Annotated in this window: 19 protein-coding genes; 9 read left to right on the forward strand and 10 right to left on the reverse strand. The window is 67.1% G+C overall.

The genetic code is table 11. From position 1 onward, the window contains the following. Positions 1-97: 97 nt before the first annotated feature. The 3 genes from G6N36_RS23920 to glnX are packed head-to-tail and all read right to left on the reverse strand — an operon-like array spanning position 98 to position 4,643. On the reverse strand, positions 98-2,362 hold the full coding sequence (locus tag G6N36_RS23920) for a serine/threonine-protein kinase PknG (RefSeq protein ID WP_163689265.1): 2,265 nt from the start codon (positions 2,360-2,362) through the stop codon (positions 98-100). Beyond that, positions 2,362-3,327, reverse strand: coding sequence for a glutamate ABC transporter substrate-binding protein (locus G6N36_RS23925; RefSeq protein WP_163689266.1), 966 nt, complete (start codon positions 3,325-3,327; stop codon positions 2,362-2,364). The genes G6N36_RS23920 and G6N36_RS23925 overlap by 1 nt, the downstream gene beginning before the upstream one ends. Beyond that, positions 3,324-4,643, reverse strand: coding sequence for a protein kinase G-activating protein GlnX (gene glnX, locus G6N36_RS23930; protein ID WP_163689267.1), 1,320 nt, complete (start codon positions 4,641-4,643; stop codon positions 3,324-3,326). The genes G6N36_RS23925 and glnX overlap by 4 nt, the downstream gene beginning before the upstream one ends. 99 nt (positions 4,644-4,742) lie before the next feature. On the opposite strand from glnX, the gene G6N36_RS23935 reads away from it, so the two are divergent. Continuing rightward, positions 4,743-5,249, forward strand: a complete 507-nt coding sequence (locus G6N36_RS23935; protein WP_163689268.1) for an NUDIX hydrolase — start codon at positions 4,743-4,745, stop codon at positions 5,247-5,249. On the opposite strand, the gene thiE is transcribed toward G6N36_RS23935, so the two are convergent. Beyond that, positions 5,233-5,904: a thiamine phosphate synthase gene (gene thiE, locus G6N36_RS23940; RefSeq protein ID WP_163689269.1), complete on the reverse strand. Its 672-nt coding sequence runs from the start codon at positions 5,902-5,904 to the stop codon at positions 5,233-5,235. The genes G6N36_RS23935 and thiE overlap by 17 nt on opposite strands. Positions 5,905-5,986: 82 nt before the next feature. On the opposite strand from thiE, the gene G6N36_RS23945 reads away from it, so the two are divergent. From G6N36_RS23945 to G6N36_RS23975, 7 genes are all read left to right on the forward strand, one after another. Next, on the forward strand, positions 5,987-7,360 hold the full coding sequence (locus G6N36_RS23945) for an FAD-dependent oxidoreductase (protein WP_163689270.1): 1,374 nt from the start codon (positions 5,987-5,989) through the stop codon (positions 7,358-7,360). A 108-nt stretch (positions 7,361-7,468) separates the two neighbouring features. After that, on the forward strand, positions 7,469-8,509 hold the full coding sequence (gene thiO, locus G6N36_RS23950; protein WP_163689271.1) for a glycine oxidase ThiO: 1,041 nt from the start codon (positions 7,469-7,471) through the stop codon (positions 8,507-8,509). Further along, the gene (gene thiS, locus G6N36_RS23955; RefSeq protein WP_163689272.1) at positions 8,506-8,703 is read left to right on the forward strand and encodes a sulfur carrier protein ThiS; all 198 of its coding nucleotides are present in this window, start codon (positions 8,506-8,508) and stop codon (positions 8,701-8,703) included. The genes thiO and thiS overlap by 4 nt, the downstream gene beginning before the upstream one ends. Further along, positions 8,696-9,454 (forward strand): thiazole synthase, encoded by a 759-nt coding sequence (thiG, locus tag G6N36_RS23960; RefSeq protein ID WP_163689273.1) that lies wholly within the window; start codon positions 8,696-8,698, stop codon positions 9,452-9,454. Before thiS ends, thiG begins: the two co-directional genes overlap by 8 nt. Then, on the forward strand, positions 9,451-10,200 hold the full coding sequence (locus G6N36_RS23965; protein ID WP_179964856.1) for an SGNH/GDSL hydrolase family protein: 750 nt from the start codon (positions 9,451-9,453) through the stop codon (positions 10,198-10,200). The genes thiG and G6N36_RS23965 overlap by 4 nt, the downstream gene beginning before the upstream one ends. Before the next feature lie 10 nt (positions 10,201-10,210). Further along, positions 10,211-11,725 carry a M28 family metallopeptidase gene (locus G6N36_RS23970; RefSeq protein WP_163689274.1) on the forward strand — a complete coding sequence of 505 codons (1,515 nt, stop codon included), beginning with the start codon at positions 10,211-10,213 and terminating at the stop codon, positions 11,723-11,725. Further along, the gene (locus G6N36_RS23975; RefSeq protein WP_163689275.1) at positions 11,722-13,185 is read left to right on the forward strand and encodes a M28 family peptidase; all 1,464 of its coding nucleotides are present in this window, start codon (positions 11,722-11,724) and stop codon (positions 13,183-13,185) included. Before G6N36_RS23970 ends, G6N36_RS23975 begins: the two co-directional genes overlap by 4 nt. Here G6N36_RS23975 and G6N36_RS23980 read toward each other — a convergent pair. Genes G6N36_RS23980 through G6N36_RS23990 form a run of 3 tightly spaced genes read right to left on the reverse strand, consistent with a single transcriptional unit; the run spans position 13,139 to position 16,031 of the window. Next, positions 13,139-14,428 carry a uracil-xanthine permease family protein gene (locus tag G6N36_RS23980; RefSeq protein ID WP_163689276.1) on the reverse strand — a complete coding sequence of 430 codons (1,290 nt, stop codon included), beginning with the start codon at positions 14,426-14,428 and terminating at the stop codon, positions 13,139-13,141. The two genes, G6N36_RS23975 and G6N36_RS23980, sit on opposite strands and share 47 nt — an antisense overlap. Continuing rightward, the gene (locus tag G6N36_RS23985; protein WP_163689277.1) at positions 14,416-15,675 is read right to left on the reverse strand and encodes an APC family permease; all 1,260 of its coding nucleotides are present in this window, start codon (positions 15,673-15,675) and stop codon (positions 14,416-14,418) included. The genes G6N36_RS23980 and G6N36_RS23985 overlap by 13 nt, the downstream gene beginning before the upstream one ends. A 14-nt stretch (positions 15,676-15,689) precedes the next feature. Next, positions 15,690-16,031: a hypothetical protein gene (locus G6N36_RS23990; RefSeq protein WP_163689278.1), complete on the reverse strand. Its 342-nt coding sequence runs from the start codon at positions 16,029-16,031 to the stop codon at positions 15,690-15,692. Positions 16,032-16,155: 124 nt separating this feature from the next. Between G6N36_RS23990 and G6N36_RS23995 the strand changes: the two genes are divergently transcribed. Next, positions 16,156-17,397 (forward strand): TetR/AcrR family transcriptional regulator, encoded by a 1,242-nt coding sequence (locus G6N36_RS23995; protein ID WP_163689279.1) that lies wholly within the window; start codon positions 16,156-16,158, stop codon positions 17,395-17,397. Here the strand turns inward: G6N36_RS23995 and G6N36_RS24000 are convergent. The 3 genes from G6N36_RS24000 to G6N36_RS24010 are packed head-to-tail and all read right to left on the reverse strand — an operon-like array spanning position 17,364 to position 19,825. Next, entirely contained in the window at positions 17,364-17,636 is a 273-nt protein-coding gene (locus tag G6N36_RS24000) for a DoxX-related protein (RefSeq protein WP_163689280.1), read from the reverse strand. The two genes, G6N36_RS23995 and G6N36_RS24000, sit on opposite strands and share 34 nt — an antisense overlap. A gap of 19 nt (positions 17,637-17,655) precedes the next feature. Further along, on the reverse strand, positions 17,656-19,143 hold the full coding sequence (locus tag G6N36_RS24005) for a flavin-containing monooxygenase (protein WP_163689281.1): 1,488 nt from the start codon (positions 19,141-19,143) through the stop codon (positions 17,656-17,658). A gap of 43 nt (positions 19,144-19,186) precedes the next feature. Next, complete coding sequence (locus G6N36_RS24010; RefSeq protein WP_163689282.1) at positions 19,187-19,825, reverse strand: septum formation family protein; 639 nt, start codon at positions 19,823-19,825, stop codon at positions 19,187-19,189. Positions 19,826-19,827: the final 2 nt, after the last annotated feature.

Below are 19,827 nucleotides of genomic sequence, written 5' to 3' on the forward strand. Positions count from 1 at the left end.
ACGAATTCCGTCGGATAACTATGACAGGTTGATGTGGGAATTGTTGCTCGTTACGCCTGCGACCGCGGCCAGATGCTACGGATTTCGTTGCTGATCGTCAGAACGTCGACGTGGGCCGCACGTTGTTCGCAAGATCGACCAGGGCATAACGGTGGCCCTGGGTGGGTGCGACCCGCGCGAGGGCACGTAGCGAGGCCTCGACACCGAGCTGCAGTCCGTGTTCGGTAAAGGGAAAGCCGAGGATGTGGTTGGTGCTCGCGGTGTTGTCCGCCAGCCAGTCCATCGCGGTGCCGAGGACCAGTGCCCGGATCTGCAGCACGCGCGGCTCGGTGTCCGGCAGCGCCTCGACGCGCCGCGCCGCATCGCGGATGTGTTGCTCGGTGATCTCATTCGTCGACCGTCCGGACAGCAGCGTCACGGCGCTCGTCAGGCGGGCGGTCGTGAAGTGCCGCGACATGACGGGCACCTGGTCCAGCGTCCGCACGGCGGCGTCGCGGTCTCCCGCCGCCGACTGCGAACGCGCCAGCCCGAAGCCCGCCGAGATGACGCCGTTGTCGGTCGACCACACCGTGTCGTAGAACTTGCGCTGCGGTGCCTCGTCGACCTGCGCGCCCGCCAACTCCGCGGTGGCCGCCAGGGCGATCTTGGGCGCCAGCTCGCCGGGCAGGGTGTCGAGCACCTCCGTGAAATACTTTGTGGCGGAATCGTAGTCGGCTGTCAACATCGCCGACACGGCCCGGAACCACACCAGCCGCCACCGCCAGCCGACCCGCTCGGCAAGATCCTCGAGCTTCCGGGTGGCCTTGGCCACGTCACCGAGGTCGAGCAGCGCGCGCACCTCCATCAGCGGCAGTTCGACCGACTCCGACAGATCGATGCCCTCAGAATCGAGCGCACCGTGGCGGGCGGCGCGCAACGAGTCGAGTGTCTGCACGGGTTGCGTGAGGACGCTCGCCGACAACACGGTCGCGCCGACATCGGCCGGATCGACAAGGGGTACCTGCAGCGCCTTGACGATGTCCTGCGCGGTGAGTCGCTCCGAATGCACTTGCCCATCGAGGTAGACGTCGGTGTGGGCCACCAGCAGATCCACCCCGAACGTCGAACGCGAGGCGGAGAACACCGTGGACAGGCCGGGGCGCGGCACACCGGTGTCGCGGGCCACCACCTCGCGCAGGACGCCGAGCAACTGGCTCGTCATCTCCTCGGCGCTGGCGAATCGCCGTCGCGGATCCGGATCGATCGCGCGCCGCAACAGCCGGGCGAACGAGTCGTACTCGGTGAGCACCGGATCGTCCTCGGGCAGGCCGTCGACGTAACGGCCCTTGCGGGTGCGCATGTTCAGCGTCAGCGCGGCCAGCGTGCGGCCGACGGTGTAGATGTCGGTGGCGACCGTCGGCCCGGTCCGCACGATCTCCGGCGCCTGGTAACCCGGTGTGCCGTAGAGATATCCGAACGAGTTGATGGTCGACACGGCGCCGAGGTCGATCAGCTTGAGCTGCTCCTCGGTGATCATGATGTTTTCGGGCTTGAGGTCGTTGTAGGCCAGGCCGATCGAGTGCAGATAGCCAAGCGCGGGAAGGATTTCCAGCATGTAGCCGATGGCCTGGGCGACCGGCACCTTCTCGCCCTTGGCCTGCTTCAGCGACGTACCGCCGACGTACTCCATCACGATGTAGCCGACCGGATTGCCGTGCTTGTCGTCGTGCTCGACGAAGTTGTAGATCTTCACGATGCCGGGATGGGTGACCTCGGCGAGGAACTGACGCTCGAGCATGGCGATCTTCTGCGCCTCGGCGTCACCCGAATGCACCAGGCCCTTGAGGACGACCGGCCGTTCGTTGACGTTGTGGTCGAAGGCCAGGTACACCCAGCCGAGACCGCCGTGGGCGATGCAGCCCTTGATCTCGTACTGGTCGTTGATCATGTCGCCCGGACTCAGCTGTGGCAGAAAGGAATACGCGCTGCCGCAGTGGGGGCACCAGCCCTCCGACAGCGCCTCGCCGTCATCCGTGGACCGGCCGACCGGGCGGCCGCAGTTCCAGCAGAACCGCTTTCCCTCGGCGACCACCGGGTTGGTCATCAACGCTTCGAGCGGGTCCTTGGCGCGCACCCGGGGAATCTCGACGAGACCACCGCCGAGGCGGCGCATCGGAGACAGCGCCCGCGTCGCCGTCGTGTGGTCCTGCGGTTCGGTCTCGCCGGTGCCGACGGACATCCCCTCGGAGTCGTCGTCGAAGTGCGGACGGAACACCGCCTGGGTGGCCATCGGCCGCATCGTGGCGGCGCTGTCGAATTCCAGGTCGTCGAGGCTGGCCGGTTGGGTGCCCGGATCGGATTCGTCGGACTGTACCGCTGCCATCAGCCCGAATACCTCGCCACCGGTGGTGCCGGGGCAGGCCCCAGCACCGTCAACCACTTGCGGTACAACGTGTTCCACGTGCCGTCGCGGCGGATGCGCTCCAGCGTGCCGTTGACGAATCGCACCAGCCCGGTGTTCTGCAGGTTGATGCCGATGCCGTAAGGCTCCTCGTTGAGGCTGGGTCCGACGATGTGCAGATAGGGATCCTGGGCGACCAACCCGGCCAGGATCGAGTCGTCGGTGCTGACCGCGTCGGCCTGCCGCTGTTGCAGTGCCACCAGGCAGTCGGCCCACGCGACGACACCGACGATGATCGGCGGCGGCGTGATCTCCTGGATGCGCTGCAGTGACGTCGTGCCCTTGGCGACACACACCCGCCTACCCGACAGGTCCGACGGCTCCGAGATCGTCGAGTCGCGTGGCGCCAGGATGCGCTGGTTGGCATTGAAGTACACGGTGGAGAAGTTGACGAGCTTCTTGCGTTCGCAGGTGATCGTCATCGTCTTGACGACGACGTCCACCTGGTTGTTCTGCAATCCGGCGATCCGGTCGGCCGACGAGAGGATGCGGTATTCGACCTGTGACGGGGTGCCGAAGATGTCGCGAGCGATCTCGCCGGCGATGTCGACGTCGAAGCCGGTGATCTCACCGGTGATCGGATCGCGGAAGGAGAACAGATTGCTGCCGATGTCGAGTCCGACGATGAGCCGTCCTCGGGTGCGGATGTTCTCGACCGCCGCATCGGCGTCGGACCGATTGTTGAACGGCCGCAGGCTCGCGGTGCGGTCACACTCGTCTTCGGCTTCGGTCGGAATGCGGACCACCTCGGGCGGCACTTCCTCCATGCCCGCGGGTGTCGGGGGAGGAAGCGTGACGCCGGGCGTCTGAATCACTGACGACGCCTGCGCGCACCCCGCCACCACCGCTGTCGCGGCGAGGATGGCGGTGAGCTTTCGCAACTTCATCTGTACTCACTCAACCTCGGCCACAAACCCAGTGCCACCGCCAACGCCGCGACGACCGACAGCACCGCTGCCCCGACGGTAGCGCCGGACAGCACGCGGTGGGCGTTGACGATGTCGCTGCGCAGCTGATTGCGGCTCTCCTCGATGCCCTTGCCGAGCGCGTCGTCGAGCTTGTTGAACGCCGGAGTGGAGTCGTCTTCGCCGGTGCCCAGCGCCACCTGGGTGGCGGCCTGATAGTTGCCGACTGCAATGTAGGCGTTGATCCGGTCGTCGGCCGCCCGCCATTTCTTGAGCAGTTGTTCCGCGTCGGCCAGGTCGGTCTTGTCTATGACGTCGTCGCGGGCGAGGTAGTCCGAAAGCTGCTGCTGCATCACGTCGATGCGCTGGTAGTACGACTGCTTGCGCACGTCCTCGTCGCCGCGGCGAATCAGTGAAAGGGTCTCGTCGGCGCGGGCCTGCTGTGCGGTGATCGCCAGGGTGGTCACGGTCTTGAGCGACTCGGCGGCGGTGCCCTTGGCGCTGCGGCTGTCCGCGGTCGAGATGATCAGCGCGGTTCCGACCCACACCAGCATGATCAGCACCGCCAGCCCGCCGGCGATGAAACCGATGTTGATGCGGCGCCGGGTTCGGCGGGCCAGCCAGCGGTTGGCGAAGACACCGAACAACAACGTCGCGAGCACGACGAGGATCACCGGGCCCGGAATGCGTGTCGAGGCCGTGGTCTCCGCGTCCACCCGTGCCGAGGTCTCCTCGTAGAGACGCTGCGCGTCGGGCAGGATGCGCGTCTGCATCAACGCCGACGCCTCGGACAGATAGGAGGAGCCGACCGGATTTCCGGCCCGGTTGTTGGTGCGCGCCGTCTCGACCAGCCCGGTGTACACCGCCAGCTCGGCATTCACCCGGCCGAGCAACTGCACCATCGGTTCGTCGGTGAGCCCACTGGATGCCCTGGTGACCGCGACTGACGCGTCGGTGATGGCCTGCTCGTAGCGCTGCCGGACGTCGCGCGGCTCGGCGCCGGCGATGAACGCCGTGGCCGCCGCCGCGTCGGCCACCGACAGCGTCGTGTACAGCTGCCCCGCGGCGAACGCCAACGGCTCGGTGTGGTTGAGAACGGTGGTCAACGCCGCCTGGCGGTCGTTGATCGTCGTCGACGTGGCAAAGGCGCTCGCGATCACCAACGCGGACAGCACGACGCCGATGCTCAGAATCCGGCCAGGGGTGGTCCAGAGGAACCACCAGCGTGGGTGCGCTGGCGTTGTGGGCGACCGCGACGCGAGTGGCTCGGTCGACGGATGCGCCAACTCCACAGTCACGCGCGCGGACCTGCTTTCCGGCTATCGTTTCTCGACCGTTCCACTCTATAAAAAAATCCTAAGAGCTTCATCGAAGACGCGCGTCCGTATTCTTGACGCGTGCGCGGCGATGGCGACGGCTGGGTGGTGTCCAACACCGGCTCGTGGTTCTGGGGTAGGCATGGTGCCGCGGGTCTGTTGCTGCGGGCGCCGCACCACGACGGTTCGGCCGCGGTGCTGCTGCAGCATCGGGCGGCCTGGAGTCATCAGGGTGGCACGTGGGGTCTGCCGGGCGGTGCGCGCGACAGTCACGAAACCGTCGAACAGGCCGCGATCCGGGAGGCACACGAGGAAGCCGGGCTGTCCGAGGATCAACTCACGGTGCGCACGACGGTCATCACCAAAGAGGTGTTCGGCGAGGACGACACCTACTGGAGCTACACGACCGTCATCGCCGACGCCCCCGAACAGCTGGCGACCACACCCAATCGGGAGAGTGCGGAACTCCGCTGGGTCGCCGAAGACGACGTCGCGGAGCTGCCCCTGCATCCTGGCTTCGCCGCCAGCTGGGAGCGGCTGCGCACCGAGTCGGCGTCGATCCCGCTGCTGGTCAACAAGCAGCTCTGAGCCGTTCCTTCAACTGTCGCGCCGCCGCGGACGGATCGTCGGCCGCGGTGATCGCGCGCACCACCACGACCCGGCGTGCGCCGGCGGCAATGACCTCCGGCAGCCGCGCAGCGTCGATCCCCCCGATGGCGAACCACGGTTTTCGCGTCCCGGACCGCGCGGCAGCGCGCACCAGGTCCAGGCCCGGTGCCACGCGGCCGGGTTTGGTCGGCGTCGGCCAGCACGGCCCGACGCAGAAATAGTCGACGTCCTCTGACGTCGCCGCGGCCACCTGCGCCTCGTCGTGGGTGGACCGGCCGATCAGCGGGCCGTCGCCGATGATGCGGCGGGCGATCGGAAGCGGCAGGTCGTCCTGGCCGAGGTGCAGCACGTCCGCGCCTGCGGCCAAGGCGATGTCGGCCCGGTCGTTGACCGCAAGCAGGGCGCCGTGACGACGTGCGGCATCGGCGAGGATGGCGAGCGCCTCGAGTTCCTGACGCGCTTCGAGTGGTCCGAACCGCTGCTCGCCCGGCGAGCCCTTGTCCCGCAACTGGATGATGTCGACGCCACCTGCCAGCGCCGCGTCGGTGAACGCCGCGAGATCGCCCCGTTCACGCCGGGCGTCGGTGCACAGGTACAGCTGCGCGTCGGCGAGGCGATCGGAGGGTTTGTGCACACCGCGACGTTAGCGACCTGATGTGGAACTGGGGTAGCCCACTACGCTACGGCCGCAGGTGCGCTCCGGGAATGGTCGAGATATGACCAAGATCGGCGAACATGCAGTGGTGCTGGGGGCAAGCATGGGCGGCCTGGCGGCCGCGCGGGTGCTGGCCGAACACTTTGAATCAGTGACCGTTGTCGAGCGGGACGCGCTCCCGAGCGGTCCGGCCAACCGGCGGGGTGTACCGCAGGGCAGGCACGGGCATGCGCTTCTGGGGAGAGGCTTGGCGACGCTCTCCGACCTGTTTCCGGGATTCGCCGATGACCTCGTCGACGCCGGTGTCCCGGTGCTCGACTACCGTGACCTGTCCGAGGCGTACTTGAGTTTCGGAGGCCATCTCATCCCACGCACCGGAGTCCTCGACGATGTCCCGCCCGTCTTCATTCCGAGTCGACCATTATTGGAAAGCGTTGTTCGACAGCGTCTTCGGACCATCGGGAATGTGATCATCCTTGATGACCATGACGTCGTGACGCTGGTTCCGGACGCGGGCATGGAGCGCGTCACCGGCGTACAGATCAAAGCCCATGGCATGGACCGGTCACAGCTCTGCGACGCCGACCTCGTGGTCGATGCGACCGGCCGGGCCGCGCGGACACCGGCTCTGCTGGAAGCGCTGGGATACGGCCGTCCGCCCGAGCAGAGCATCAAGGTCCGGGTGACGTACTCGAGCCAGTTGTTCCGTCTATCGCCCGGCAGTATCCAGGAGAAGATCGTCCTGGTGAGTCCCGTTCCCGGCAGGCCGACCGGGATGGCGCTGATGGGCTACGAAGACGACACGTGGATGCTGACCGTCTTCGGCATGGCCGGGTGCAGACCGCCGGAGACGATCGACCACATGCTCGATTCCGCCGCGGCCCTCGCGCCTCCGCACACGATCGACGCGCTGCGGGCAGGTGAGGCGCTCGGCACGCCATGCCGGTTCGGCTACCCCGAAAGCCGTTGGCGCCGTTTCGACAAGCTACGCTGCTTCCCCGGTGGCCTGTTGGCACTTGGCGACGCGGTGTGCAGCTTCAACCCGATCTACGGACAGGGCATGACGGTGGCGGTGCTGCAGGCCGAGGCGCTGCGCCGGTGTTTGCAGCACGGACAGTCCGACCTCGCCAGACGGTACTTCCGGACCGCGGCCAAACCGATCGGCGTCGCCTGGCAGTTCGCGGCGGGCGCAGATCTGAATTTGCCGGAGGTCGAGGGTCACCGGTCGCTGGCCATGCGGCTGACGAATACCTATGCAGACCGTGTGCAGGCCGCTGGAGAACACGACCCCCGCGTCGCCGCACAGTTCCTCAGGGTGGTCGGACTGATGGATTCCCCGGCGAACCTGCTACGTCCAGGCATCTTCCTGCGAGCGATCACCCCCCGCCTGCGTTCGACATCTGTCCAGCAAGCGGGGGTGCTGGCCCCTTCCTAGTACGCTGAGGAGTCGACACGCGGGAGTCTCGGGACCGGGGACTGAGAGTGGCACGACCTGCCTTACCGTCAAGCACCTGATCCGGGTCATGCCGGCGAAGGGAGGGGAATGGCAAAGGGATCACTCGCAGTGATCGGCGGCGGGGTCATCGGGCTGTCGGTCGCACGACGTGCCGCACTCGATGGCTGGGTCGTGCACGTGCACCGCAGCGGCGAGACCGGCTCCTCCTGGGTGGCAGGCGGCATGCTCGCCCCGCACAGCGAGGGCTGGCCCGGCGAGGAGCGGCTGCTGCGGCTGGGGCTCGCGTCGCTGAGGCTGTGGCACAGCGGGTTCCTGGACGGCCTTCCCGACAGCGTGGTCACCGCGCGCGAGTCGCTGGTCGTCGCCGTCGATCGGGCCGACGCCGCTGACCTGAAGACCGTCGGCGAGTGGTTGGCGGCTCAGGGCCATCCGGTCGAGCCCACGACCGCCGCCCGCGAGATCGAACCGCTGCTCGCGCAGGGCATCCGGCACGGCTTCCGTGCCGAAACCGAACTGGCCGTGGACAATCGGGCGATGGTCGACGCCCTCGCCGGACACTGCGAACGTCTCGGAGTGCGGTGGGCGCCGCCGGTCGCTGAGTTGCCCGACACTGAGGCGGACGCCGTGGTGATCGCGAACGGTATCGACGCGCCGTCGTTGTGGCCCGGCCTGCCGATCCGCCCGGTGAAGGGGGAAGTGCTTCGGCTGCGCTGGCGCCGGGGGTGCATGCCGGTACCGCAGCGGGTGATCCGCGCACGAGTGCACGGCCGCCAGGTGTACCTCGTTCCGCGGCACGACGGCGTGGTCGTCGGCGCCACCCAGTACGAGCACGGCCGCGACACCGCGCCCGCCGTCAGCGGGGTGCGCGAACTACTCGACGACGCGTGTGCCGTGATGCCCGCGCTCGCGGAGTACGAGTTCGCCGAGTGCGCGGCCGGGCTGCGCCCGATGACGCCCGACGGACTGCCCCTCGTCGGCCGGCTCGACGAACGCACCCTGATCGCCGGTGGACACGGACGCAACGGCTTCCTGCTGGCGCCGTGGACGGCCGAGGCGATACTGGGGGAGCTGAACGGCGTTCCGCTGCCCGAAGCTGATCTGGTCGGAGGTGCGGTGAGGGTGCGATGAAAATCTCGGTCAACGACGAAGCCGTCGAGGTCGAGGACGGCACGACCGTGGCCGCGTTGGTAAAACGGCTGGGATTCGGCGAGAAGGGCATCGCGGTGGCCGTGGACTGGTCGGTGCTGCCCCGGTCGGAATGGCAGACGACGCTTGCCGACGGCGCGCGCGTCGAGGTGGTCACGGCGGTGCAGGGTGGTTGACGCGAAGCTGACGATCGCCGGTCGCGAGTTCGGATCACGGCTCATCCTCGGTACGGGCGGTGCTGCGAACCTGACGGTTCTCGAAGAGGCGCTGGTGGCCTCGGGCACCGAGCTGACCACGGTGGCGATGCGTCGCGTCGACAGCGAGGGCGGCACCGGTGTGCTGGACCTGTTGAGCCGTCTCGGTATCACCCCGTTGCCGAACACGGCGGGCTGCCGCGGCGCCGCCGAAGCAGTGCTGACCGCCCAGCTCGCCCGCGAAGCGCTGCAGACCGACTGGGTCAAGCTCGAAGTCATCGCCGACGAGCGCACGCTGCTGCCGGACGCCGTCGAATTGATCAGGGCCGCAGAGCAGTTGGTCGACGACGGATTCGTCGTGCTGCCCTACACCAACGACGATCCGGTGCTTGCACGTCGGCTGGAGGACACCGGCTGCGCGGCCGTCATGCCGCTGGGCTCGCCGATCGGAACGGGACTCGGCATCGCCAACCCGCACAACATCGAGATGATCGTCGAACACGCATCGGTGCCGGTCGTGCTCGACGCCGGTATCGGCACCGCCAGCGACGCCGCGCTGGCGATGGAGTTGGGTTGCGACGCCGTGCTTCTCGCGACGGCGGTCACCCGTGCCGCTGATCCGGCGATGATGGCCGCAGCGATGGCGTCGGCCGTCACCGCCGGATATCTGGCCCGGCGGGCCGGCCGGATTCCGAAGCGATTCTGGGCGCAGGCGTCCAGCCCCTCCATATGAAACGATATGTGGCGCTTGGCAGCTCGATGGCCGCCGGGCCGGGTATCCGGCCCCGAGCCAAGGGTGCGCCGTTCTTGGCGGGCCGTTCGGCCCGCAACTATCCGCACCTGGTCGCTGAGCGGCTTGGTCTCGAGCTCGTCGATGTGACGTACTCCGGCGCGACCACCGCCAACGTGCTGGCCGAGCGGCAGCCCGGCGCGGCGCCGCAGATCGAGGCGCTCGACGGAACCGAGGACCTGATCACCGTGACGATCGGAGGCAACGACGTCGGCTACGTACCGCTGCTGTTCGCGGCCGGGTTGCCGAGGCTCGTGCGTGCTTTGCTCGGCAAGCGTGAGCGGGCCCTGGTCGAGGTCGCCGAGTCGCTCAGGACCGTCGGTCGCACGCTGCGCCAGCGCTCACCCGAGGCGCGGGTGTTGTTCGTCGACTACCTGACGCTGCTGCCGCCGCCCGGAACCCCCGCCCCGCCACTGTCCGACGACGATGCCGCCGTGGGACGGCATGTGGCCGGCGAATTGGCCAGGGCCACCGCGCAGGCCGCCGCCGACACCGGCTGCGGGCTTGTCCGGGTCGCCGAGCACAGCGTCGATCACCACGCGTGGTCCGACGACCCATGGACGACCGGCTTCGGTCTGCCCGTGCCCTGTCGCCCCGCGCCCCTGCACCCCAACGCGGCGGGCATGCGTGCAGTCGCCGATCTGGTCGTCGCGCAGTTGTCCGGTCCCGGTACCGCCGAGTCGGGATAACGTGGTGGTGATGGCGCACAAAACGTGGTGGAGATTGGCCGCCCTGTGGCTGGCCGCCGTCCTGGTGCTGGCCGGGTGCGGACGCGAGATGCGCCCCCAGCCGTCGCAGCCTCCGCCCACCCCGGCGGGGCCAACCACGGCGGCCACGGTCTTCGCGCAGAAGATCTCGGAGGCGGTGACAGGTGACGCGCTGATGGCGCACGTCACCAAGCTGCAGGAGATCGCCGACGAGCACGGGGGCAACAGGGCGCTCGGCACCCCTGGATATGATGCCAGCGTCGACTATGTGGCGAACACCCTGCGCAACAAGGGGTTCGACGTGCAAACCCCTGAGTTCGAGGTGCGCCTGCCCTATTCCGACGAGCCCGCGCTGACCGTTTCGGGCGACAAAGTCGAGGCGTTTCCGCTGGAGTTCACCATCGGCACGAAGGGTGACGGGGTCGCCGGTGAGCTGGTGCCCGCCCGCGTCGAGGACTCACCGGGATGCACGGCATCCGATTACGACGGTCTGCCGGTCAACGGTGCGATCGTGCTCGTCGATCGCGGGAAGTGCCAATTCGGCGACAAACAGGCCGCCGCCGCCGAGCGCGGCGCGGTCGCGTTGGTCGTCGCCAACAACGTCGACGGCGACGAGATGGGCGGCACGCTCGGTCCCGACACGGATGTGAAGATTCCGGTCATCGGCGTCACGAAGGCCACCGGCGCGCGACTGCGGGCGGATCCCGGCCCCGCCACTGTCAAGCTCAACGCCGGCGTACGCGTGGAGCGCACCCGCAACGTGGTCGCCCAGACCAAGACGGGGTCCACGTCCGACGTCGTGATGATGGGTGCACACCTGGACAGCGTCGCCGAAGGGCCCGGGATCAACGACAACGGCTCAGGGGTGGCTGCGGTGCTGGAAACGGCGCTGCAGCTGGGGAGCTCGCCGGAGGTGAAATACGCGGTGCGGTTCGGGTTCTGGGGAGCGGAGGAACTCGGTCTGCTCGGTTCCAAGGACTATGTGGCATCGCTGGATCGCGACGCGTTGATGGATCTCGCCCTCTATCTGAACTTCGACATGGTGGCCTCGCCCAATCCGGGCTACTTCACGATCGACGGCGATCAGTCCGCGCCGCCGGATCCCAGTCAGCAGGCGCCACGCATACCGGAGGGGTCGGCGGGGATCGAGCGCACGCTCGTGGCCTACCTCAAGAGCGCGGGGAAGAACCCCGAGGACGTCCAATTCGAAGGTCGTTCGGATTTCAGCAGTTTCACGCTCGCCGGGGTTGCCGCCGGTGGTCTTTTCACCGGCGCCGAGGAGAAGATGACGCCCGAACAGGCCGAGCGGTGGGGTGGCGAGGCGGGTCAGCCGTTCGACCCGAATTACCACAAATCAGGCGACAACATCGACAACATCGACCGTACGGCGTTCGAAATCAACGGTCGCGGTGCGGCATACGCCGTCGCGCTGTACGCGCAGGATCAGTCCGGACGCAACGGTGTGCCGATCCGCGAGGACCGCACACGTCACGTGCTCGAATCATGAAGCGATGGGCGGCAGTCCTTGCGGTCACTGCGGTGCTGACGTCGTGCTCCTCGTCGGACTCCGCAGGCCCTTCACCGGATCTAGCGGCCGAACTGGCGGGCAAGGTCGGCGCGGACGGAATGTATGCGCACCTGAACGAACTGCAGAAGATCGCCGAAGCGAACGACGGCACCAGGGCCAACGGCACCCCCGGCTATGACGCCAGCGTGGACTATGTTGCAAAGTTCCTGCAGGACAGAGGATTCGATGTTCAGACTCCGGAGTTCGAATTGCTCGCCCGCTCGGAGGGCGGAGACCCGAAACTCACGATCGCCGGCCGCAACTACAACGTCGAGCAGGCGTCACTGCTGATCACCACACCGCGCGCCGGGTTGAGCGGGGTGACGCTGCGACCGCAGAGGACATCCACGGGATGCCGCTCCGCCGACTATGGCACGGTGTCGATGAAGGGCGCGATCGCCGTCGTCGACGACGCCGGCTGCTCGGTCGTCGACAAGCAGAACGCCGCCGTCGACCGGGGTGCGGTGGGCATGCTCGTCGTCAGCGCTCCCGCGCCGGGCGCAGGCAGCCCACCCGGCCTCTTCACACCGGGCTACTACCAGCAACTCACCGTCCCGGTCGGTGTGATCGGCAACGACGCGAACGCGGCGCTGCGGCGCACCACCGCACCCGTGAAGCTGATTCTGGACAACAAACCGGTGATGAGGAAAGCCCGAAATGTGCTGGCGCAGACCAAATCGGGTGACACCAGCAATGTGGTGATGGTCGGTGCGCACCTCGACAGCTCTGCCCGTAGCCCCGGCATCAACGACGACGGCTCAGGGGTCGCAGCGGTGCTGGAGACCGCTGCGGCGCTTGGTTCGGCACCGCAGATAAAGAACGCCGTGCGGTTCGCCCTGTGGGGTTCGGAGGAGAATGCGCTGCAGGGGGCGACGAAGTACATCCGCGGACTCGAGGCCGGACAACTCGACGAGATCGCGCTGTATCTCGACCTCGAGATGATCGGTTCACCCAACGCCGGCTACTTCACCTACGACGGCGACCAGTCGGGCCAGCCGAATCCCGAAATCCCGCTGGATACCATTCCGGTGGGTTCAGCCGGCATCGAGCGAACGCTGGCGTCCTACCTCAACAGTGCGGGCGCGCGGCCCGCCGACATGCCGCTGACCCGCTACACCGACTACAACGCATTCCTGACCGCAGGCGTACCTGTCGGCGGACTGACGACGGGTGCATCGCAGCGGAAAACCGAAGTACAGGCACGGCTTTGGGGCGGCCGCGCCGGCGTGCCGTATGACCCCAACTACCGGACTCCGCGCGACACGATCGACAACATCGACCGCGATGCGCTGGCGGTCATGGGAGCGGCGGCGGCCTTTACGGTCGGCACGTACGCGCAATCGCTCGAGGGTGTCAATGGAGTTCCGGTGCGGGATCAGCGACATCGGAGCGGTCGCTAGCCCGTCTGAAACCCAGCAGCCGCATGCCGTGATACACGGCCAGGGCGGCGATCGACCCTAGCGCGATACCGGTGAACGTCAAATTGCCTGCCTGCCAGGTGAAGTCGGCGATGCCGATGACAAGGGGGATGGCCGCGGTCATCTGGTTGATCGGCTTGGAGAAGTCGACTCCATTCGTCAGCCATATCCGCACGCCGAGAATGCCGACCAATCCGTACAGGACAACCGTAGCCCCGCCGAGCACTCCTGCTGGGATGGCCGAGATGGCGGCGCCAACCTTCGGGCACAGCGATAGCGCGATGGCGACCGCCGCGGCAACCCAGTACGCCGCCGTCGAATAGACGCGGGTGGCGGCCATGACGCCGATGTTCTCCGCGTACGTGGTGGTCGCCGAACCGCCGCCGAAGCCCGCCAGCGTCGTCGCCACGCCGTCGGCGGCCAGCGCGCGGCCCGTCACCGGATCGACGTCGGTGCCGGTCATCTGGCCGACCGACTTGACGTGCCCGATGTTCTCGGCCACCAGGGCGATGACGGCGGGCAGGAACATCGGCAACACCGCCAACGTGAAGGTCGGGGTCTGGAACTCGGGAAGCCCCACCCAGGGTGCGGCCTTGATACCCGAGGTGTCGACCTCGCCCAGGATCAGCGCCAGCAGGTACCCCGCGAACACGGCGATGAAGATCGCGAGTCGTCCGATGATGCCGCGGAACAACGCCAGCGTCGCCAGCAACAGCACCAGCGTGACGATGCCCACGAGCGGGCCCTGCTCGAAGTTCGTCTTCGCTGCGGGCGCGAGGTTGAAGCCGATCAGCGCGACGATCGCGCCGGTGACCACCGGAGGCAGGGTCACATCGATCCAGTGCGTGCCGACCAGATGCACGACGGCGCCGATGACGATCAGTGCGACACCGACCGCCACCAGGCCGCCAAGGGCGCTGCCCGTCCCGTTCGACGCGACGGCCGCGGTGACCGGAGCGATCACCGAGAAGCTCGAACCGAGATAACTCGGCAGCCGGTTGCCGGTGATCAGCAGGAACAGCACCGTGCCGATACCGGAGAACAGCAGGGTGGTCGCCGGCGGAAATCCGGTGAGTACCGGCACCAGGAAGGTCGCGCCGAACATCGCCACGACGTGTTGTGCGCCGATGCCGATCGTGCGGAACCAGTCGAGCCGTTCGTCAGGCGCGACGACGAAGTCGTCGTCGGCACTTGCATCGACCTTCGTCCATGTCAGGAGAGCCATGCTCTAAGACCGTAGGCAACCGTCCCTGCGAGCACCACGCAACTGCCAACGATCACCGACGACAGGGGCAGGGTGAACGCGAGCAACAGGCAGCCCGCCAGGCCCAAGCCCGGACCGATCCGCGCGGCCCAAGCCCCCAGTCGCCGGCCTTCCGGCTCCAGCGTCCACGCCGACGCGTTGGCGATCGCGTAGTACAGCAGGACGGCGAACGACGAGAAGCCGATCGCGTCTCGGACGTCGACGAGCGCCGCGGCTACCGCCACCACGATGCCGACGGCCACCTCAGCGCGATGTGGGCTGCCGAACCGAGGGTGCACGGCGGACAGGGCGTGCGGGAGGTGGCGGTCGCGCGCCATCGCCAAGGTGGTGCGCGACACCCCGAGAACAAGAGCGAGCAGTGAACCGAGCGCGGCGACGGCGGCCCCGACGCGGACGATGGGTTCCAGCACGGGAAAGCCCGCCGCGGTGACCGCGTCGGCGAGCGGCGCCGTCGTGGAAGCGAGTGTGTCACTGCCTGATTCGGCCAGCACCGCGACGGCCACCACGCCGTACACCACCAACGCAATCGTCAGCGCGATCGGGATGGCGCGTGGGATCGTGCGGGCCGGATCGCGCACCTCCTCGCCGAGGGTCGCGATGCGCGCGTAGCCGGCGAATGCGAAGAACAGCAAGCCCGCGGCCTGCAGCACGCCCGCAACGGAGAGGTCCGAATGCAGGCCGATCCGCGACACTTCCGCGTCGCCGAAGCCGAGGATGAGGACCACCACCGCCGCGAGCACCGCGAGCACCACGGCGACGATGGCGCGGGTCAGCAGCGCCGACTTTTGAATGCCGGTGTAGTTCAACGCCGTCAGTGCCACCACCGCTGCGACCGCAACCGCATGCGCCCAGGCCGGCCACACGTAGTAGCCGACGGTGAGTGCCATGGCCGCGCAGGAGGCCGTCTTGCCGACGACGAAGCTCCACCCCGCGGTATAGCCCCAGAAATCTCCGAGTCGTTCCCTGCCGTATACGTAGGTGCCGCCGGATTGCGGATACCGGGCCGCCAACCGGGCCGAGGAGGTGGCATTGCAGTACGCGACGACCGCGGCGATGCCCAGGCCCACGAGCAGACCGGACCCGGCGGCGGCCGCCGCAGGGGCCAGCGCGACGAATATGCCCGCGCCGACCATCGACCCCAGGCCGATGATGACGGCGTCGAAAGTGTTAAGGCGCCGGGAAAGCGCAGGGCCGTCCGGCGTGCTCACACGTTGATGCTATTTCAGGCGACGGGGTCTTTCCCGAATGCCGATTCGCTGCCCCAGACGAGCGCTGTCACCGCAGCGAGTACGGCGAGCGCAATCGACGCGATCACCACGGGTGGGATCGTCCACAGCCGGCGTGTGAGAACAGCAGTCTCACATTGGTCGACGTAGGAGTGCTCACCGGCGGCGGCCGCGGCCTGGCTCAGATCGGTGGCGAATCCCGTCCCGCACTTGATCTGGAACCCGTATTGGTCGAAGGCGTCGAGGAAGACCGGATATTTGAGGGCCAGCAGCCCCGCGGCGATCACGACGACGCACCCGACGCCGAAGTAGAACGCGCGATGATGATAGTGATGCATACGGCCCCCGTTCGTGTCGCGGAGGCTCTATGTTAATGACCGTTCTTCCCATCGTCACTGCTTTTGGCGGGTTTTCGACCTGCTCGCGAGCGATGTTTGGGTAACTTCGGTTATGGTGTGTGCCATGGCGCGCCACCGGCCAGCAAGCGGCGAATCGATTCGGCGCCGCCCCAAGGATCGCAAGGCCCAGATCGCTCGTGCTTCGGCCGAAGCGTTCAGCACGCTGGGCTTTCACGGTGTGAGCATGGAAGCCATCGCGTCTCGCGTGGGCATCTCGGCCGCGGCGCTGTACCGGCACTACACCGGCAAGTACGAGCTCTTCCGTGATGCGGTGCTCAGCCTCGGCCAGCAACTGGTGGACTGCACAGAGTTCGCCGAGGACGCCGCGACGGAGGACCCGCAAGTCGTGCTGCGCCGACTGGTCGCCGCGCTCATCGACACCGCGATGGCCAATCGCGAATCCGGCGGGCTCTATCGATGGGAAGGCCGCTATCTGCGCGGCGACGACCAGGCCACGCTGATAGCGCAGATGCGCACCGTGCACCACCGGATCCAGCGACCCCTATGCGTCATCCGCCCCGAGCTCACCGGTCGGCAACGCTGGACGTTGTCGACGGCGGTCCTTTCGGTGCTCGGCAGCATCGTCGATCACCGGGCCAAGCTGCCCGCGATTCAGGTGCGGGCGTTGCTGGCCGAGCTCGCGGATGCCGTTCTGGCCGCCGAACTCCCCGATCCCGCCGACGATCAGGATGCCATAGACCCGAACGTGTCGACGGGCACGGAGTCGTCGAGATACGAAGCGCTGCTTGACGAATCGATGCGGTTGTTCAATCTCAACGGATATCGCGACACGGGGATGGAAGACATCGCGGCGGCGGTCGGCATGCCGGCGTCGGGGATCTACCGGTACTTCTCCGGCAAGAGCGACATCCTCGCGGCGGCGTTCCGCAGGGCGGCCGATCGGCTCTCGGCGGATACCTCGACCATCACGGCCACGATCGCTGATCCGCAGGAGGCGCTGACCGCGGTCATCGATGCGTACGTCGCTCGGTCGTTCGACCGGCCGGAACTCGATTACGTCTACTACAGCGAGCGGCTCAACATGACCGCGGCCGACCAGAAGGTCCTGCGCAACATGCAACGCTCCACGGTGGAGGCATGGGTCGAACTGGTCGTGGCGGTCCGTCCGGAGTGGACACCGGGACAGGCGCGGTTCGCCGTGCACGCGGCGATGTCACTGGTGGTCGATCTCGGCCGCCTGATGCACTACGAGCGATCGGTGCACAGCTTCGAGACGATGGAGCGGCTGCTCGACCTGACGTTGTTGGGCCGCTACCGGTTACGAGCGACATTGCCCGCCAAGTAGGCGCCGTACGCGAGCATTCCGACGACGGCCAGGCGGCGGGTCTTCGGTGCGACGAGGCCGAGGCCCAGAGCCGTCTCGATGCCGCCGTTGATGTAGATGTTCTGTTGGGTGTTGCGCGGAAAAGCCGGCGCGGTGATCGATTCGAAGAGCTGAGGGCGGGCGAAGTGGGCCAGGCCCGTCCCTGCGAGGGCCAGGCCCGCTATCGTCGCGCCACGCGAATTCTTCTGTTCTGAGGGCACTGCTACCGATCCTCTCTGATCAGTCAATCTGATAGTCGCTCAGCGGGTAATCGGAGGCTTCCTTCAACGCCGCGCGCGTCGAAAGGGGGCGCAGCAGGTTGGCCTCGCCCTTCGGGTCGAAGTAGTACGACCGCGACGTCGCGCAATTCCCGCGCATGAACACCGAATTCCCGATCAGCTCCGACATCCGGTCGAGATAGCGGGTGTTGGCTTCCTCGGTGACTTCGAACGTTGTGGCACCGCGGCGCTTCACCTCGCCCAACAGCCGGTCCATATGTCGCATCTGGTATTCCACCGTGTTGAAGAAGTTCAACCCGAGGAACGCGTACGGGCTGGCCATGCTCAGGTAGTTGGGGAAGTACGGAACCGTCAATCCCTGATATGCCTGGAACCTGGTGTCGCGCCACCACTTTCCGAGGTTACGGCCTGCACGGCCGACGATCTCGATGGCCGGGAAGTTGGCCTCCCACAGGTCGAACCCGGTCGCGAGTACGAGTGCGTCGATCGGCGTCCTGGTGCCGTCGCTGGAGACGATGGCATCCGGCTCGATGTGCTCGATCCCGCTGGCTTGCAGGTGTACGTGGCGCTTGTTGAAGATGCGGTAGTAATCGTTCGAGAACGTCGGCCGCTTACAACCGAAGTCGTAGTCGGGCGTCAACTGCTCACGCACTCTCCGATCCCGAACGGACAAGATGCGGTGGGTCTTGGACAGGTCGCCCGCCGCGACGTTGAGCCGCCGAAGGAAAAGGTTGTTCTGGTGGAGTTCGACGAAAATGAAGAACTCGTACAGCGCGTCGGTGATCGCACGGATGGCCCGCTGCGCCAAGGGCACTCGCGCGAAGAGGCGCTTTGCCCGCGCGGAGAAACGGAAATCGAGCTTGGGTACCACCCAGATGGCGGTGCGCTGGTAGACGGTGAGGTCGGCCGCCTTCTTGGCCAGCTCGGGGATGAGCTGAACCGCGGTGGCGCCGGTGCCGATGATGGCGATGCGCTTACCCTCGAGGTCGTAGCTGTCGTCCCATTCGGTGGTGTGGATGATCTTGCCCGCGAATTGCGTGATGCCCGGGATGTCCGGTGTCTTCGGCTGGGACAGAAAGCCGGTGGCGGTGATCAGGTAGCGCGCGGTGAGGGTCTCACCGCCGGCCAGCGCGATGCACCAGACCTTGGTCTCCTCGTCCCAGCGGGCGCTCTCCACGCTGGTGTTGAACCTCATGTGTGCGCGCACGTCGTACTTGTCGGCGACATCGTTGGCGTACTGCTTGATCTCCGCACCGGTGGAGAAGAGTCGCGACCAGTTGGGGTTCGGCTCGAAGAAGTAGGAGTAGGTGGTCGTCGGGACGTCGACGGCCAGGCCGGGGTAGCGGTTGATGTGCCAGGTCCCGCCGAGGTCGTCCTCCCGGTCAAGAATGACGAAGTTCTCGTAGCCCATCCGCTTGAGCTGGATGGCAGCACCGATCCCCCCGAAACCGGCGCCCACGATCACGGCGTCGAATTGTTCCGAAGTCATGGAAGAACGGTACCTCAGGTACTGCTCAATTCCCGCGAAGGACTCAGCCTCTTATGGAGCCGGCCCGCGGTGGGTCGAGCGTCGCGACGCAGGTCACAGCCCTGTCGCCCTGTTCCCACGTTTCGGCTGTGGGGTACAGCACGTAGAGTTGGACGCTGTCGTCGGTCATCGACGAGGGCGAATAGGTCGCAAGCTCCGGGCTGCACTTGTCGGCGTACGCGTCGATGGCCGCCTGACCGGGAAAGTCGCCCCCAGGCATCTGCAGCACCGCGAACACCTCCCCTGCATGCGGTTCGGCGCAATCGATGGTCTTGACGGTCAACACTCGGGTGTCGCCGGGGATCTCTGAAAGGCAGTCGCCCATCTCGACGTCGGTCGCGGTGACGGTGCCCTGGCCGAATGCCAGATACAACGCGATGCCGCCGCCGACGACGAGCACGAGCAGGGCCGCGATGACACCGAGGACGATGAAGACGATCTTCTTGGAGTTCGACTTCTGTGGCGGCGGGAAATAGCCGGGCGGCTGCTGGGAGTACGGCGGCTGCTGGGAGTACGGCGGCTGTTGGGAGTACGGCGGCGGCGGAGGCGGAGGTGGGTACGGGCCGGGTCCGTACGGAGGTTGCTCACCGTATGGAGGCGGCTGCTGGCCATATGGCGGGGGATTGCCCGGCGGCGTGGTCACCC

It is taken from the genome of Mycolicibacterium gadium, assembly GCF_010728925.1.
Lineage (GTDB): Bacteria > Actinomycetota > Actinomycetes > Mycobacteriales > Mycobacteriaceae > Mycobacterium > Mycobacterium gadium.

Coding starts and splice junctions, on each gene's coding strand:
- G6N36_RS23920 (WP_163689265.1), bottom strand. CDS start 2,362: ATGGCAGCGGTACAGTCCGACGAATCCGATCCGGGCACCCAACCGGCC.
- G6N36_RS23925 (WP_163689266.1), bottom strand. CDS start 3,327: ATGAAGTTGCGAAAGCTCACCGCCATCCTCGCCGCGACAGCGGTGGTG.
- G6N36_RS23945 (WP_163689270.1), top strand. CDS start 5,987: ATGACCAAGATCGGCGAACATGCAGTGGTGCTGGGGGCAAGCATGGGC.
- thiO (WP_163689271.1), top strand. CDS start 7,469: ATGGCAAAGGGATCACTCGCAGTGATCGGCGGCGGGGTCATCGGGCTG.
- thiS (WP_163689272.1), top strand. CDS start 8,506: ATGAAAATCTCGGTCAACGACGAAGCCGTCGAGGTCGAGGACGGCACG.
- G6N36_RS23965 (WP_179964856.1), top strand. CDS start 9,451: ATGAAACGATATGTGGCGCTTGGCAGCTCGATGGCCGCCGGGCCGGGT.
- G6N36_RS23970 (WP_163689274.1), top strand. CDS start 10,211: ATGGCGCACAAAACGTGGTGGAGATTGGCCGCCCTGTGGCTGGCCGCC.
- G6N36_RS23975 (WP_163689275.1), top strand. CDS start 11,722: ATGAAGCGATGGGCGGCAGTCCTTGCGGTCACTGCGGTGCTGACGTCG.
- G6N36_RS23980 (WP_163689276.1), bottom strand. CDS start 14,428: ATGGCTCTCCTGACATGGACGAAGGTCGATGCAAGTGCCGACGACGAC.
- G6N36_RS23990 (WP_163689278.1), bottom strand. CDS start 16,031: ATGCATCACTATCATCATCGCGCGTTCTACTTCGGCGTCGGGTGCGTC.
- G6N36_RS23995 (WP_163689279.1), top strand. CDS start 16,156: ATGGCGCGCCACCGGCCAGCAAGCGGCGAATCGATTCGGCGCCGCCCC.
- G6N36_RS24005 (WP_163689281.1), bottom strand. CDS start 19,143: ATGACTTCGGAACAATTCGACGCCGTGATCGTGGGCGCCGGTTTCGGG.